This window comes from Bacillus cereus group sp. Bc061, assembly GCF_027715825.1.
In the GTDB taxonomy this organism is placed as follows: Bacteria; Bacillota; Bacilli; order Bacillales; family Bacillaceae_G; genus Bacillus_A; species Bacillus_A paranthracis.
Map to the genome: position 1 here is coordinate 1,160,655 of NZ_JAQFTZ010000001.1, position 15,094 is coordinate 1,175,748.

Sequence of the window (15,094 nt, forward strand, 5' to 3'; positions counted from 1 at the left end):
GTTTTAAGTCTCCATTCCATACAAGTGTTAAAACCATACTCTATATACTCTATTCAACAATATTCTACAAAGCCCTGCATAGATCCAGCAGTATAGAAAGCTCAGTATAAATATTGATAAAATCATTTTTATATCCATAGTTGTATGAATAGTAGGACCAAGTACTGGAAAACGGAAAATATCGAGAACTATCATAATTCCTATAAGTAGACAAATTGCAGAAAAGGAAACAACCCAAATTCTCCTCTTGAATTGTATAAAGGAAAGCCCTAAGGCTATACCTAATAAACCTGTAGTAAAAGGAAAAACAATTAGTTCACTTGGCTCAATAATAAATAATAGGAGAATAGTAAGGAAATAAGAAAGTACTCCCTCACGAATAGAGTAGCAAATCGCCAAAAAAATTGGTAACGTCGCAAAAGGGCTAATAAATAACCCTATACCAGGAATTAAGTTACCTGCTGCTTGAAACATGGTGGCCAAAGCACTCATTAAAGCTGTAATGACTACTTTATTTGCTAGGGATAATTTTCTTTTATGAACAAAGTCCCCATTATTCTTTATCATAAGTTGACACCAATAACGTACAAATCGATTCATCAAAATACCCCCTAAAGATATCTCATCCATCACTTTCTATCTTATTCATACACTAGTGGTTTATGAGCTGTGTTCTACTTGTAATGAGTTACTATACAATAAAAGGCTTTTAGGGGGAGAACTTGTACGTTTTAAAACAAAGGGAATTCCTTGTATGATTAAACTACGAGTGTATATCGTATTAAGAGATAATTTCAAAAATGGTACCTTTGTTAAAATCAGTTACTTTCATAGAACCGTAAACTCCTAAATATAACCTAGTTTGATCCAAATTTGTTCCTAAACTCATATAATAAGCGGCTTGCGTACCAAAATCATAATCAGTTTCAATAACATGAAAATCAGTATGTTTACCATCTGTACCTGCTCTAGTATATGCTAATACACCTTTAACTGGCGGCCGAGACTCTTCTTTTCTAGCAAGGTCAGTAAACACAACACTACCATGTAAATTCGGGATTGCAGTTCCCATATATGGTTGAACGCCTGTTAGTGAAGTTCCTCCAAACTTATCCGGTCTTGGATCTTTATGAAAATAACTAATGAGTGGCTGAATTCGCTTCACTGATGTTTCTATTGTTTCATTATAATAAGCCATTGTTCTCTCATCAAAAGTAGGATTTTCAGAACAGTGTTTTATAAAAGAAGTAGGCAATTCTCCTTCCCATCCTCTCCAACCAAAATTAATAAATCCATCTTGATTGGGGGTGAGTCTCATTACATGCATTTGAACAAGTTCGGTAACCCGGATTGGTTTATATTGAACAAATGAAAAAATAGACTCTACAATATCCTGTCCGACATTACCTGCATATTTAATATACTGATTATAAAACCTTTGGAATGAAATACCGGTTATATTACGAACACCTTTCGCAATTACTGTAAGTGTTTCTTGTATAGATAGAGGAAGTTCATTAAAGCGTGTAACGACTGGAGGATTATTTATGAATGTATTTTTACTTACATCGATTTCAATAATTTTACCTGCTATTTCTAAATCATCTTGGCTTAAATTGAACGGATCATAACCCGAGCCACCATCTCCATTTGTAAAAACAAGTTTCCCCGTCTCTGGAGAAAAGTTTAAAGTATTTACTCCATTATGATTAAAAAATGGGCGTTTTATATTAAGTAATGTTCTACGTTTTTGAGGGTGACCGTTTGATTGTAAAATCCATTCTTCAATTGTATCGATATGATCATATTGCGTATCTCTATTTAGCCATTTTAAATTTAAAGTTTTCGGGTCACAAGGATTCGGTTTAAATTGTTCAGAAAGTGCACTAGGTCCTTGAGTGCCAGCTACTGAATAATGAAGATAAAATAAACCGTTTTGATAAAATTGTGGATGAAATGCTAGTCCTAGCAATCCTCGTTCATCATAACCACTACTAGAGACACCTTCTTCAGATGTGCCTAATTTTATAATTCGCGGACGAATATTTAAAAATGTTTTTATGACGCCATCTCCTATGTAGAAAACCTCTCCTAATTGCGTTGCGATAAATAGCCTTTCAGCCGATTCACCTGGAAGAATTGCTGTTTTTATTACAGTGGGTAAATTTATGTTATGAACAATGGGTCGTAAACGAACTTTAACTTTTGTCAATTAACTTTACACCCCTTTATATTCTTTTTAATAGAAGAGTATGATTAGAGGGATCTTATTAGTATCAAAAAGAGCAATTCCTTTTTATTACAATTTTGTATATAATATAATTATAAATAAACTAGGAGGGCTACTTATGACACTTTTACTCCAAATCATCTTACCGCTTATATTTGCACTATATTTATTTACCCTCTACCGTAATACAACTATTGGAAAATCTGCTTTTCTTTTAGCGGTCATTATTGGGATTTTTGGATTAGAGAACATTTTTCAGCATGCTAATCTAACAGATCATGCTATTTATCCATATTGGGGCAGTTTGAAGGCTGTTGTTATTATTTTATCAGTCGTATTTTTATTTAAAAAAGATGGTTTAACAGGAAAATATTGATTTATAATGCTGTACATATTTTATTGTTAAACTGCTTTTAATTTATAAAAAAGAAATGTTTATGTAAAAACACGAAGGGATGTGTTACATATGTCTATAAATATTATTTCTATAGTTTCTATAATAATATGGATTGTGTTGATTACAGAACTTATAAAACCTTCAAAAAAACAGAATGGACGAAAAATAGTAATGTTATTAACTGCTGGTTCCGCATCAACACTTATTTTGACGATTTCATTTATTCAAAATATCTCGTTTTGGGATTGATAGTGATATAACTAGCAAAAATATGTATGCATAAAAAAGATTAGGACCGTACATCTCTAATATGTACGGTCCTTTTGTTTACTAGCGGTTCACTTATAAGTATTACAACTTGAATTTCTTTTTAAGATTCTTATATTTTCTATACGAACGTCTAACAATGTTTAACATAAAATACGGAATTTTAACAGGGAAAGGCAATTTATAAATGAAAGGCAAATAAAATGTAAAATATGCCTTTTCTAGATCTCTCCACTTACTATCTTCATTTGTTTTTAAGAAATCAGATACATCGACTACATATCCCCTTCCTTTTTCCATCATCACATTTTTCCCGTGAACATCGCAGGGGGTTAATCCTTGTTCTCTTGCATACTCTAAAGCTTTATTGATATCAAGGATCACCTGCTTAGGGATTTTAATCCCTTTATGAACAGCATCGTATAAGGTAATTTCTTTTAACCGTTTCAATACTATGAAATTTTCTCCTTTATAAATAAGCTTTGAATAAGAAGGATGGTTTCCGATTCTGCGGTATACTTCTGACTCTTTTTCAATGCCTTCTCCTTCGCGCGCGTATACTTTCACTACCCAATCTTTGTACTCTTTGTGCATGAATACCGCGGCATAATTACCTTTCCCTAAACACTTCCAAAGTCTAGGAATATCTTTAACTACTACAGGCTCGGATTCATCCTCGCTTCTTATGCTTATCTCTTTTAATAATTCATTCTTTATCAATCCCACAAAACAATTTATACTCATCATTTCCACTCCGGTTTTGCTAAAAGTGGGCCTGCCCACATTTTAACGAAAATATACACTAAGCGAATTTTAGCATAAAACTGGTCATCTTTCTTCTTCAAATAAAAAGATGACTCGTTTTATTTGAACTGTTGAATACTTAATATGTATTCCGCTATTCAGAGCCAAAAACCATACAACAAAAAAATATTTCTAACTATTTTCATTTTTTCAGAGGCAACTGTATAGAGCTTTTCTTAGTGCAAGTTCTCTTGGTTCATTGACCCTGCCAAATCCATGTTTGATTTTTAGTAGTGTTCAATTCTTGTTCCGCTAATATCTTTGTTAGCTAACACTTTTATCTCGCTTTAATGGGCAGTAAGACCCCCCACCTCAAAATTCAGAAAAAGTAAAGAAGTTAGGTGAGGGATTAACTGCCCATAAAAGTCCGATTGGTTCAACTAATAATCAGTGGGGATGAAGAAAACCCCCACTGATTAAAGTTTCACTTTATTGTTTTAATAGTCTTTTGTTTAATTCCCACAATGCTGTTTTGTTGCTATCCCACTTCAAATACGTTACGGCTTCCTCAAAGCATAACCATTTATAATGTAAGTGTTCTTTAGATAATGAGATGTTTTTTGTAGGTACTTTAACTCCAAACGAAAATTCTTTTATTACATAAACGTCATCTCCCCAAAGGAATTCTCCAACTACATCCTCTACTGGTAGTGAAGACACAGAATCTAATTGTATATATGAACATTCTCTTGTAATACCAGCCTCTTCAAACGCTTCACGTTTTGCTGATTCAATAGGAATCTCACCGTCTTCTCCACCACCAGCTATTCCTTGCCAATAACCATAATCACTTCGGTTGAAAATCGCATATTGAATAGAATCGTCAGTTTTTATATAAGGAAATATTAATACTTGATATGGTGCTCTCATTACTTAACCTCCTCTCAAAAAAAGCTTTAAATAAATAGAAATAAAGAGCAAACATCACAATTCTACATTAATAATGCACGTTCATGGTGTCGGCTCTTTATTTTTAAAGAATTTCATTTTTCGTAAACAGTCTTACTCTGAACGGAGAAAAAACTACTTATTTCCTATCGAATTTGCTTAGTGTATTTTTTCATACCCGATGTTATTCAATTGCGCCCGCAACGTCATAATCATTTAAATCTAACTCAATTGGTTGTCCCAGCGCTAACTTAGCAAGTTCTGATCCTAAATATGGACCTGCAGTTAAACCTGAGGCACCTAATCCGTTTGCAACGAGAATACCTTCAAAGTTAGGAAGCGGGCCAATTACAGGTAAGAACCCTGGTGTGAATGGTCTAAATCCAACTCTCGTTTCAAGCATAGTAGCATTTTCTAAGCCAGGTGCAACTGTTAATGCTTTATGGAATACTTCATTTAAACCACCAGCCGTTACACGGTGATCGAAACCAGTATCATTCTCATGTGTTGCACCAATTACGACATGGCCATTGTCAAATGTTAAAATGTATTGATCATTTGGCGGCATAACAACTGGCATATTTTCTGTTGCTATATTTTCCATTTGCAGGTGAACAATTTGTCCTTTTTGAAACGTAACTAAGAAATTAATTCCTAATGGGTTTAAGATTTCATTCGCCCATGCACCTGCAGTTACAATAACCTTTTCTGCTAGAATTGTTTTATCGTTTACTTTAACACCCGTAATCTGACTACCTTCACAGACTAATACTGCATTGCCTTTTATAAAAGTTGCACCATGTTTTTTCGCAGCGCTTATTAATGCGTTGCGTAATAATCTTCCATTTACTCGTGCAGCACCACTAATATGAACAGAACTATATTCTTCTGATAATGCTGGGAATAATTTTTTCGTTTCTTCAGCTGATAAACGCGTAATTTCACCAATCTCTGGTGCATCTTCACGGCGCTTATAAGCTCGCTCTTCCATTTGATCTAGTTTTTTCTCATCAGTATGTAAACTAATTGCACCTACACGGTTATAACCTGTATCCGTTTCACCGTCTTCTTCTAATTGCTGAATTAACGAAGAATAGTAACGTGCACCGCCTTTAACGATTTTATACCATGCTTTATTACGACGTTGTGAAAGCCATGGACAGACAATACCTGCTGCTGCATCTGTTGCTTGACCTACTTGTTGACGATCCACGATAGTAACGTTCGCGCCAGCCTTAGCAAGATGGTAAGCAGTAGACGCTCCTAAAATACCAGCTCCAACTACAATATACGATTTCATTTCAAACACCTTTTCTCTTTTGCTAATTATTTAAATATAAGAACATACTTTAGTATACTGAAAGGAATCCTTTTTACAATGTGCTAAGCTCAATTAATTGTTGCATCATTGTGAATTACCTAGTTTTACTTTTTCTTTTTACGAAATAATTCAATTGTTTTATATCCTTGGGAAAGAATTTCGATCATTTTCTCAAGACGTTTTTCACGTGTTTTTTCTTGTTTTACAGAAAATAAATTACGTGCCCAATCTTTTTGATATCCAGGTGTTAAACTTTGATAAAACTTAAGTTCATTTGGGTGATTAGCTAATAAAGCTTCAACATCTTGAATTCGATCTGCATAATCAGCTACACATTGGCTCATTGCAGGCGTTTTTGTCGCTTTTTTCTTCTCACGCTTTAAACCTACAACAGTAAAGATGTCATCCATACTTACCATTCGTGCAAATTTAATATCGCTTTCTCCCACATATCCATCTTCTCCAACGTTTAATGCTGGAAACATCTCATCACGGTGAATAAACGTACTGTAGCGAGAATTACCCTTTTTCGGATATGCAATGAATATGTATCCTTTTTCAATTAGTAATTCTTCATTACTAATAATAAAATTTGTTTGTTTCACCATTTCATCCAGTGTTTCTACAAAAATAAAAATAGCATCGTGTTCTTTTGAAAATGTAGTTTCTTTCCCGGTAAAAATGTCATAATCACTTGGTTCATTAATTACGACCATATTTGTATACTTATTAAGCTTTAATTTATCGATTATTGACATAAAAATCTTCCTTTACATTTAAAATTCATTGTTTATCCTTTTTTATACTGTTCTAGTGTATTATATCTATTAAGAAAATCAAACTTTAATAATTGTTTTAAATTAAAATAACCGATTCTTCATAAGAACCGGCTAGCTATTCGCGTTATCATAACTCAATAGCAAATAAAGTATATAAAAGCTCTCTATATTGCTCTTCTGTAATTTCACGTTTCGCTTTTTCGCCATGAACTATTTCAGTGAAACTAGTATTGGTTAAAGAGACATGACCAGATTCCGTCAATTTCACTGCAATTGGTCCTTTATTGAAAATAGATTTCTCATCTTCTACTACTCTTTTTTGAACATCATTCACTACTATTTCATCAATGATATGATTATAAAAAGCATGACATACTTTCCACTCACCGTTTGTATCTTTTCTTTCTAGAACGTAATTCCCTTTACTCGTATCTTTTCGTCTCACTCGATACGTACCATTTTTAGAAGAAACAGCCTCACCAGTAAAAGGTACAGGGACTAGAGGTACTAATGAAGCAATACCTACATCAATTACGTATCGTACGTTATCATAATTTAGAATAATCGTTATATGCCCATCCTCGAGTGCCCAAGTGTTTATATCATTTTTATATACGGTACCTAATGCGAGTTGTACATCATAACCACAATCTTTTAAAAAGTAGTACAAAAGAGTATTTAATTCATAACAAAGTCCGCCGCGGGATGTACTTAAAATTTTATTCTGTAAATTTTCCATAGTAATTGTATTCGTGTTACTTGCTATAACATCTAAATTCTCAAATGGTATCGTGTGTGCAAATGCAAAAAGAATTGTATTTAATTCTTCAAACTTCACTTTAGTACGCTTTGCAAGATTCAATCTTGTAAAAAGCTTATGTTGTAGACTTGTCATAGTCAGCACCCCTTAAAATGTATAAGTTAAACTAGTATATGCTGATTGTAATTTTGATGGGGTACTGAAACAATGTACATTTCGTTTAACTGTACCGGTACAAAAAGTCTAACCAACAAGATTACTTAAGATAAGAAGCTACGAATACAAATGTAATAGTTTGTCTATAGGTAAATTATTATGATCGCTTAAATCAACAAAATACTGAAGCTGCCACATTTGGCTCTTTTTAGCTTGATTACTGACAGGATTATCCCATATAGGATAAATCCGCATAGCCATCTTGCCTTTTTGATTTTGTGTTCTCAAGATTTTTTCCTTAAGAAGAATTTCTTTAGGGAAGATAAATTGTCCTAGTTTATTATCATCTATACAAGTAATAATTAATAAGTCAGGAGCAGCGTCATAAGAGAATGCTTGATTTTGCATATCGTCATCTTTCTCCCAAAAAGAAACAAATTGACCAATTTTATTAGGAGTAATTTTGGATTTTCTAAAACGGATGGTTTTGTTATTTAAGTGAAATATACATCCTGCATATTCTGCGTTTTGCTTTTCTTCTTTTAGATTCGTAATTATTAAATTGTTAGGTTTGTAAACTATATTGTTTAAATGTCGGATCGTATCATTAAAATTATTCAAGAAAACTCCCCCTTTATTCATTTCTTAGTTTACCACAAACATCAGTTCTTCTACATTGTATAGAATGTATATAATCATGAGTGACGTGAAAAGGCATATAACAGGATATAATTATTACTTTAATTTACTTTTTACTTAAACAAAAAAGTGGAAGGTAAAAACCGTAATAATTCGAATATACTTTTATTTGTTGGTGTGCATTATATATTTTAAAAATATTACTTTTCACAATCGAATTATGATATATTTATATTCGAAATTATTATATCTTACATTTAAAGGGAGAATTCCAATGGATAATCTACTATTGAAAAAAGATTTAACAGCGGACCAAATGGTTCTTGTTACTTCGGAGTTTGAAAAAAAGAAAAAGTCAAAAGGGATTGCTTACTTAATATGGTTTTTCCTAGGTGGACTTGGTGGGCATCGTTACTACGCACGTGACTTTGGTATGGCTATCGCTATGACACTTACTCTAGGTGGACTTGGTTTTTGGGCTTTAATCGATGTATTCTTTATCGGAAGCCGTATTGGTAAGAAAAATGATATCTTAGAACGCGAGATAATAATGAATGTAAAAGCGATGTCTTCATCGAGTCATTTATCTGCATAAAAAAAGCCTCCGTTTGGAGGCTTTTTTTATGCGAACACTTCAGGATATGTTGTCGCTAAATACTCTTTCCTATGACCAGTGTCTCCATCCATATCATGTAGCCACCAATACATCATTAGTGTTTCTAATTCTTGTTTCTTGCCTCTTGCCTCATATAAATGACTTTGGGACAATCTTCTGTACAAAGCGTCTATATTGAATAGGTTCTTCTGCTTTGTGTAATCATATTCAAAATCCTTGTCACTCGTCCTTACTCTTCTTTTTATAATTTCCACTTTAATTTAAGTAAAATGCGTTCAACTATTCGTGGGATGAAGAATGTATTTTTGTAAGTAATAAGTTTGTTAAATATTAAATTAAGGAGGGTTTGTATGCAACATCTTAAAAAAGCTATAAAATCTGATTCTAATATGAAATCGGATTTTGCTACAACTGATGCGCAAAAAGTAAAACAAGAAATTCAAAATGATGTAAGAGCAGGACAAGGAGCAATGACTTCCCGAGAGGCTGGGGCAATGCGAGATTAAGAATACATTCCTTACTTGTATTTTTAGTTTGTTTATTTCTGAAACAGTTACCAGTAATGAACGTTTCTATAAAGTTACTTCCCTTAAGTAGAGATTTAAGTGTTTCTTTGTTTTTACTTACAATACGGTAAATGAAATCTCTCTTAATTATTTGTTTAGAATATAAAAATTCATTACTCCGCAATACTTTTACTTATTATAAAAACATTGCGGAGTAATATAAGTTAATAAACTATCAAAAGTGTCAATCTCAGAGTACGGTTTTATTTCAGTCTTATTTGTGATTCTATGAGGATTAAACCATATCCCTTTTATATTTGCATTTTGAGGACCAGCAATATCCTTTTCTAAGTCATCTCCAACAAATAATACATCTTCTGGTTGCACATCAAGTTTATTTAATGCTAGTTCAAATATACGTTTATCCGGTTTACTCAATCCTACTTCTTCAGAAATAATGATCGTATCAAAGTAATTGTTTAAATTCGTGTTAATTATTTTAGCCCTTTGCCTTTGAGTTGAGCCATTTGTTATAATTCCAACTTCAAAGTGCTTCTTTATATGATGTAAGAAATGAATAGTATTTTTGTCTATTGAAAAACATTTAGGGAAATTATTATTCCAAAAATCTTGGATATAATTGCGTGGCAACCTATACTTCGGCGGGAATTCATCAAACAACGATTCTAAAACTATTGCTTTATCACTCATGCCGTATTCCCTTTTATCATATTCTTTAAATTTCCGTAGCATATTGTTTTTAACTGTATCACTAACATCTTCATAACATTTTTCTAAAACAAATAAAAACAATGTATCTACTGCCTTATCCCTATTAAGTAACGTATCATCTAAATCAAACAGCATAGCTTTATAACCCATCAAATAACTTCACAACCTTTCTATATTTCCTAGATATCATCAAAAGTAATCAAAAAAACAATTCATATGAAAGAGCTCGTAATAGAACGATATTCTAAGAGTTAAATCAAAAATCCTTTTTCTATTTGTTAATTGATGTGAAAATAAACAATTTCAACTAAGGTAGTAGGTGAATTTTTTAATCGTAATTTCGAACTTTCAGATTAATTTGAAATTATTTTGTGATAAGCTGTACGTAAAGATTAAATATAAAGGATGATTCGTATGCAAATTAAACCAAAGGCAAGTGAATATAACTCCTATTATGCAACGTATGTTAACTTAGTATCAGAAGGAAATATCATACAAATTTTAGCGCAACAAATAGAGGAAACAAATCTTTTATTAAAAGAGATTTCTGATAGTGAGGGACTTTTTCGATATGCTCCTACTAAATGGAGTATAAAAGAAGTAATCGGCCATATTGCGGATACAGAACGTGTTATGGCGTATCGCTTGTTATCTATCGCTCGAGGCGAGACAGCAGAACTTCCAGGCTATAACGATGATATGTATGTTCTTAAAGCTGCTTTTGATAAGCAATCTATGCAAGATCTTCTTGAGAATTTAATAGTTGTTCGCCAATCTACCTTGCATTTACTGAAAAGCTTAGATCAAGACACTTGGTTACAAAAAGGATATGCGAACAAATCTGAAGTTACAGTTCGTGCATTAGCATACATCATAGCTGGACATGAGCTTCATCATCTACAAATTATAAAAGAACGTTATCTTGGTTCTAATGCATATCCAGTAAGTTAATACTTGAAGAAAAAGAGTCCCATTTATATAGGACTCTTTTTCGCTATTTATAAAATTCACCACTCAAGATGCAAACGAGCCCTTATACATAATTTTCTTCAGACTGATATACTATAAACACAATAGTTCTAGAAAGGTGATAATATTATGTGTGAACAACAAAATAATAGGGATAGAGATCAAAAAATGATGTTTTTTATGCAAGGAGTTCCCACAAATAGAGTTAACATGAATCAATTGCCAAAATGGATTAGAATCTTCGGCTATTGTGCGTTTGGTTGGATGATACTATTTAGTTTCATTATGATTGTAGGTTTAATTCTGCAATAACGATACATTCAAAATGTTAACGGAACAGCATTTAGATTATACATCTAGGTAACAAGCTATTTTATTACCTAGATGTACTACCCATTCCTTTTCATCTTCATGAATGTAAATAAGTGCATTGAACATTCAACTTGTGAAGAATAGTAATGAGGGTGATAAAGGTCTATACTCACAATCCTTTTGATTTGTTTTTGGATGGTAAAACATGTTTCTCTACTCTTTCATATTGAGTAAGTAATTGCCTAATAAAAGATAATTTCGGTACTAACCAATACGAAATTATCGCTGAAATACACCCTATTAAAGCCCCTACTGCAATATCAAAAGGATAATGAACCCCTACCCAAATACGAGAAATCGCTACACAAAATGCAAGTATAAGCCATAGCCATCCAGCTTTTTTACGCACAAGCGAAAATGAAAAACAAATTGAAAAAAAGAGAATCGTATGGTCACTAGGAAATGAATTATCTACAGCATGGTCGACAAGTTTATTAACATGAGGCAATACTGCAAACGGTTGATAATTCAAATGAAATTTCCCTGCTATTTTTCCAATCACCTCAGCAATTACAAAAGCAACCATCGCTTGAATAACCATCATCCTACTTTTTCTAGATCCAATAAACCAATAAGTTAAAATAATTAAAGCTAAAATATATACCATATATTCTGCCAAAAATACTATGGCCGGGTTTAGGAATGAATATTGTTTACCTAAATCATTAATGGCTCGAAAAATATCGATATTGAATTGAGAAAAAGACATTTCAAATCCCTCCTTATTAGTAAGGTGTCTTACTGATTGCCATATACTTTTATTACATGGATAGTGTTGGTTATTGTACCCACCTAAAAATACCAACCTCTTATGACACCGCTTTCTTCTTTTTCACTTTAATAAAAAAAGAAAAAGGAAAACATCGAACTTTCTTACAATCATTCATGCATTCTTACAGTTTTGTCATTTTCTCGTCACTTTGAAAATAGATTCATCGTCTTGCCTTTTGCTATATTCACAAACTCGTATATCTACAATTACGGAAACCCTAATCACACATAAAAAAGAGAAGAACCTTGGCGAGTTCTTCTCTTTTTGATTGATTAAATTGTAATACAATTACAGTATGTGAAATTATACTATTTTAACTTTAAAACAAATGAACTTAACGCAGGAACTTTAATTTTATTGTCATGCACAACATAAAGAGATTTACTTCCCGCCTGCTTCCCGTCTACTAGTACTTTCCAAGGACCTTTCGATGGAAGTGTTATTTCAACAGTTTCTCTATTTGCATTGTGAGCCACTGTAAAGTATTCATGTTTATTCCCCTCTATTGTATAAGTTACAGTATTTTTCGGAGCATCAATAAATGATACGTGTGTTTTTATTTGCTCTGCAGATGTCATTCGAAAAGCTGGGTACTTTTTGCGTAATTCTATTAAACCCTTCATATAATCTACTTCATTATTAAACGTTGCTCGGCGCAGCCAATCCATCTGGTTAATTGAATCTGGAGATTTGTAACTGTTATGATCACCATATTTCGTGCGCATAAACTCTTGTCCCGCATGTAAGAACGGAATACCTTGTGATGTTAATAAAATCGAAGAAGATAATTTATGCATTTGTTTTCGCACTTCTTCACTGTCACTTGGATTAGTCAACTCAAGTTTATCCCATAATGTATGATTATCATGCGCTTCCACATAAGTTAGCACCTGCTCTGGATCTTGATAAGTCGACGAATTTGTATCGTAGTCAATGCCTGCGGTAATGCCTTTTTTAATACGGTCTTCCATGTTTTCCTTTCCATTTACAAACCCATTTTCTTTCTCTTCAAATACACTACCTTTTAATCCATCACGTATATTATCGTTAAAATGAGCAATCCCTTTCATTTTCTCTGCATTTTTTTGATTTGCTTTCAACTCTGCTGCAAGAGGTGTATTTAAATCCCAACCTTCTCCATGTAGTATAATAGAAGGGTCAATTTGATTAACAGCTTTACGTATTTCATTCATTGTTTCATAATCATGAATACCCATTAAATCAAAACGGAATCCGTCTAAATTGTATTCTTTTGCCCAGTATGTTATTGAATCAATCATAAATTTCCTCATCATTTTTCGTTCTGAAGCAGTATCATTTCCTACACCAGTGCCATTTGCAAATGTTCCGTCTTCATTGTAACGATAATAATAACCTGGAACTAACTTATGAAAATTAGATTCAGTAGCATTATACATATGGTTATAAACTACATCCATAACAACACGAAGATTATTATCATGTAGTGTTTGAATCATTTGTTTTAATTCAGTTATTCGAACAGTTGGCTCGTATGGATTTGTAGAATAGGACCCCTCTGGTACGTTAAAGTTTTTTGGATCATATCCCCAGTTATATTGTGGTTCGTTTACATTCTCTTCATTTACTGAAGCATAATCAAATATCGGCAAAAGCTGAACGTGTGTAACACCAAGATCTTTTATATGATCAAGTCCTGTTTTCACATCTTCAGGCCCTCTTGTTCCTTTTTCTGTTACACCTAAATATTTTCCTTTCTGTTTAATGCCACTTTCGGGCTGAATAGAAAGATCACGTACATGCAATTCATAAATAATAGCATCTTCCGGATTTTTTAATTTAGGCTTTTTGTTAGTGTTCCATTTTTTCGGATTTGTTTCTTCTAAATCAATAACCGCACCTTTATCTCCATTTACAGAAGCAGCACGTGCATAAGGATCAACTGCTTCTGTCCACTTATCACCAATTTTTACCTTATACGTATAATAGAGACCTTTTTGATTCCCTTTAAGTTCTGCTTTCCAGGTGCCCTTTTCACCTTGTTGCATATTTATTTCAGTACCTATTTTATCGTTCCATTTTTTATATGTAACTAACTTCGCTTCACTCGCAGTAGGAGCCCATACACGGAACTTTGTATGTTGCGCGGTATATGTATTTCCTAAATCGTTACCACCATAATAAAATAAATGATCAAATTCCTCACTACGAATGACTTTACCAATTTCAGTATTCGTATCAGCTAAGTTTTCTATTTTAACTTTGTATGTTTGTTTTAAATCAATTTTCTGTTCCGTAATTATTTTCACCTTATTCGTAATATCTCCACTGTTTATATCATAAGGAGTAATATTCTTAATTTTAATACCTTCAATTTCAATTTTCTGTTCCTTAATATGAAATGGAACATTCGTCGTTACAGTGATTTCATTGAAACTATCAATAGTTGCTTTTTGAATTGATAGATCCGAAGAAGGCTTAGCGTTATATACCTTTTCATCACCAGAAAGAATCCATACTTCAGCACGACCGTCCTTTATATTTTCAATCCAACGATCCCCACCATCTTTTTCCCACTCATTTGTACGAATGATGAATCCTACACGATTATAGTCACCATCTATATTAATCTTAGCGTACTTTCCAAATTCATCTTCACCAGTAAATTCATAAGATGTACCATTTGCATTTTCTCCCCATAACCAAAGATTCCAGTCTTTTGTATTTCCAAGCTGCTCTTTGTAATGAACGATAACTTCAGTTATTTTCGAATTTGAAACTGCCTTTACACTTTGAAACGAGAAAACAGATGATAACATAACGATTATAGTAAGCAATAAAACTGATTTGTTAATTAATCTTTTTGTCATTTGCACTACATACACCCTTTCTTTAAATAGTACGGAC

General features: G+C 32.8%; 18 protein-coding genes. 6 read left to right on the top strand and 12 right to left on the bottom strand.

The genetic code is table 11. The annotated features are described in order from the left end of the window. Positions 1-27: 27 nt before the first annotated feature. Positions 28-600, bottom strand: coding sequence for a hypothetical protein (locus PDQ40_RS06010; protein WP_074541600.1), 573 nt, complete (start codon positions 598-600; stop codon positions 28-30). A gap of 181 nt (positions 601-781) precedes the next feature. After that, a complete protein-coding gene (locus PDQ40_RS06015) occupies positions 782-2,212 on the bottom strand; it encodes a PQQ-dependent sugar dehydrogenase (RefSeq protein ID WP_163262429.1) in 1,431 nt (476 codons plus the stop codon). A gap of 136 nt (positions 2,213-2,348) precedes the next feature. Between PDQ40_RS06015 and PDQ40_RS06020 the strand changes: the two genes are divergently transcribed. Continuing rightward, a complete protein-coding gene (locus PDQ40_RS06020; protein WP_046199126.1) occupies positions 2,349-2,606 on the top strand; it encodes a hypothetical protein in 258 nt (85 codons plus the stop codon). 90 nt (positions 2,607-2,696) lie between these two features. Continuing rightward, a complete protein-coding gene (locus PDQ40_RS06025) occupies positions 2,697-2,876 on the top strand; it encodes a hypothetical protein (protein WP_000026330.1) in 180 nt (59 codons plus the stop codon). A gap of 102 nt (positions 2,877-2,978) precedes the next feature. Here PDQ40_RS06025 and PDQ40_RS06030 read toward each other — a convergent pair whose 3' ends face one another. The 6 genes from PDQ40_RS06030 to PDQ40_RS06055 all read right to left on the bottom strand — a co-directional run bounded on the left by PDQ40_RS06030 (position 2,979) and on the right by PDQ40_RS06055 (position 8,223). Then, positions 2,979-3,641, bottom strand: a complete 663-nt coding sequence (locus tag PDQ40_RS06030) for a serine/threonine protein kinase (RefSeq protein WP_002163628.1) — start codon at positions 3,639-3,641, stop codon at positions 2,979-2,981. Between the two features lie 486 nt (positions 3,642-4,127). Next, on the bottom strand, positions 4,128-4,568 hold the full coding sequence (locus tag PDQ40_RS06035; protein ID WP_001202608.1) for an NUDIX hydrolase: 441 nt from the start codon (positions 4,566-4,568) through the stop codon (positions 4,128-4,130). Positions 4,569-4,770: 202 nt separating this feature from the next. Next, complete coding sequence (locus PDQ40_RS06040) at positions 4,771-5,886, bottom strand: NAD(P)/FAD-dependent oxidoreductase (protein ID WP_002170227.1); 1,116 nt, start codon at positions 5,884-5,886, stop codon at positions 4,771-4,773. A gap of 125 nt (positions 5,887-6,011) precedes the next feature. Then, complete coding sequence (locus PDQ40_RS06045) at positions 6,012-6,665, bottom strand: YdeI/OmpD-associated family protein (protein WP_000022233.1); 654 nt, start codon at positions 6,663-6,665, stop codon at positions 6,012-6,014. Between the two features lie 148 nt (positions 6,666-6,813). Further along, positions 6,814-7,581, bottom strand: coding sequence for an arylamine N-acetyltransferase family protein (locus PDQ40_RS06050; RefSeq protein ID WP_000202775.1), 768 nt, complete (start codon positions 7,579-7,581; stop codon positions 6,814-6,816). Positions 7,582-7,719: 138 nt separating this feature from the next. Further along, positions 7,720-8,223 (bottom strand): MepB family protein, encoded by a 504-nt coding sequence (locus tag PDQ40_RS06055; RefSeq protein ID WP_001058770.1) that lies wholly within the window; start codon positions 8,221-8,223, stop codon positions 7,720-7,722. A gap of 292 nt (positions 8,224-8,515) precedes the next feature. Between PDQ40_RS06055 and PDQ40_RS06060 the strand changes: the two genes are divergently transcribed. Beyond that, positions 8,516-8,836 carry a TM2 domain-containing protein gene (locus PDQ40_RS06060; RefSeq protein ID WP_000369370.1) on the top strand — a complete coding sequence of 107 codons (321 nt, stop codon included), beginning with the start codon at positions 8,516-8,518 and terminating at the stop codon, positions 8,834-8,836. Positions 8,837-8,862: 26 nt separating this feature from the next. Here PDQ40_RS06060 and PDQ40_RS06065 read toward each other — a convergent pair whose 3' ends face one another. Beyond that, complete coding sequence (locus PDQ40_RS06065) at positions 8,863-9,009, bottom strand: hypothetical protein (protein WP_157406702.1); 147 nt, start codon at positions 9,007-9,009, stop codon at positions 8,863-8,865. Positions 9,010-9,207: 198 nt separating this feature from the next. Between PDQ40_RS06065 and PDQ40_RS06070 the strand changes: the two genes are divergently transcribed. Continuing rightward, a complete protein-coding gene (locus PDQ40_RS06070; RefSeq protein WP_001164105.1) occupies positions 9,208-9,363 on the top strand; it encodes a hypothetical protein in 156 nt (51 codons plus the stop codon). Between the two features lie 189 nt (positions 9,364-9,552). Here the strand turns inward: PDQ40_RS06070 and PDQ40_RS06075 are convergent, their stop codons facing one another. Next, positions 9,553-10,245 carry an HAD family hydrolase gene (locus PDQ40_RS06075; RefSeq protein ID WP_000540739.1) on the bottom strand — a complete coding sequence of 231 codons (693 nt, stop codon included), beginning with the start codon at positions 10,243-10,245 and terminating at the stop codon, positions 9,553-9,555. A gap of 264 nt (positions 10,246-10,509) precedes the next feature. Between PDQ40_RS06075 and PDQ40_RS06080 the strand changes: the two genes are divergently transcribed. Both PDQ40_RS06080 and PDQ40_RS06085 read left to right on the top strand, forming a co-directional pair. Then, the gene (locus PDQ40_RS06080; protein ID WP_001166030.1) at positions 10,510-11,046 is read left to right on the top strand and encodes a DinB family protein; all 537 of its coding nucleotides are present in this window, start codon (positions 10,510-10,512) and stop codon (positions 11,044-11,046) included. A 147-nt stretch (positions 11,047-11,193) separates the two neighbouring features. Further along, positions 11,194-11,376, top strand: a complete 183-nt coding sequence (locus PDQ40_RS06085) for a hypothetical protein (RefSeq protein WP_000333407.1) — start codon at positions 11,194-11,196, stop codon at positions 11,374-11,376. 169 nt (positions 11,377-11,545) lie between these two features. Here the strand turns inward: PDQ40_RS06085 and PDQ40_RS06090 are convergent, their stop codons facing one another. Further along, positions 11,546-12,145: an undecaprenyl-diphosphatase gene (locus PDQ40_RS06090; RefSeq protein WP_000010577.1), complete on the bottom strand. Its 600-nt coding sequence runs from the start codon at positions 12,143-12,145 to the stop codon at positions 11,546-11,548. A gap of 371 nt (positions 12,146-12,516) precedes the next feature. After that, positions 12,517-15,057 carry a type I pullulanase gene (pulA, locus tag PDQ40_RS06095; protein WP_000166833.1) on the bottom strand — a complete coding sequence of 847 codons (2,541 nt, stop codon included), beginning with the start codon at positions 15,055-15,057 and terminating at the stop codon, positions 12,517-12,519. Positions 15,058-15,094 lie beyond the last annotated feature (37 nt).

Coding starts and splice junctions, on each gene's coding strand:
- pulA (WP_000166833.1), bottom strand. CDS start 15,057: ATGACAAAAAGATTAATTAACAAATCAGTTTTATTGCTTACTATAATC.
- PDQ40_RS06040 (WP_002170227.1), bottom strand. CDS start 5,886: ATGAAATCGTATATTGTAGTTGGAGCTGGTATTTTAGGAGCGTCTACT.
- PDQ40_RS06085 (WP_000333407.1), top strand. CDS start 11,194: ATGTGTGAACAACAAAATAATAGGGATAGAGATCAAAAAATGATGTTT.
- PDQ40_RS06070 (WP_001164105.1), top strand. CDS start 9,208: ATGCAACATCTTAAAAAAGCTATAAAATCTGATTCTAATATGAAATCG.
- PDQ40_RS06010 (WP_074541600.1), bottom strand. CDS start 600: ATGAATCGATTTGTACGTTATTGGTGTCAACTTATGATAAAGAATAAT.
- PDQ40_RS06050 (WP_000202775.1), bottom strand. CDS start 7,581: ATGACAAGTCTACAACATAAGCTTTTTACAAGATTGAATCTTGCAAAG.
- PDQ40_RS06020 (WP_046199126.1), top strand. CDS start 2,349: ATGACACTTTTACTCCAAATCATCTTACCGCTTATATTTGCACTATAT.
- PDQ40_RS06075 (WP_000540739.1), bottom strand. CDS start 10,245: ATGGGTTATAAAGCTATGCTGTTTGATTTAGATGATACGTTACTTAAT.
- PDQ40_RS06090 (WP_000010577.1), bottom strand. CDS start 12,145: ATGTCTTTTTCTCAATTCAATATCGATATTTTTCGAGCCATTAATGAT.
- PDQ40_RS06080 (WP_001166030.1), top strand. CDS start 10,510: ATGCAAATTAAACCAAAGGCAAGTGAATATAACTCCTATTATGCAACG.
- PDQ40_RS06035 (WP_001202608.1), bottom strand. CDS start 4,568: ATGAGAGCACCATATCAAGTATTAATATTTCCTTATATAAAAACTGAC.
- PDQ40_RS06025 (WP_000026330.1), top strand. CDS start 2,697: ATGTCTATAAATATTATTTCTATAGTTTCTATAATAATATGGATTGTG.
- PDQ40_RS06030 (WP_002163628.1), bottom strand. CDS start 3,641: ATGATGAGTATAAATTGTTTTGTGGGATTGATAAAGAATGAATTATTA.
- PDQ40_RS06045 (WP_000022233.1), bottom strand. CDS start 6,665: ATGTCAATAATCGATAAATTAAAGCTTAATAAGTATACAAATATGGTC.
- PDQ40_RS06060 (WP_000369370.1), top strand. CDS start 8,516: ATGGATAATCTACTATTGAAAAAAGATTTAACAGCGGACCAAATGGTT.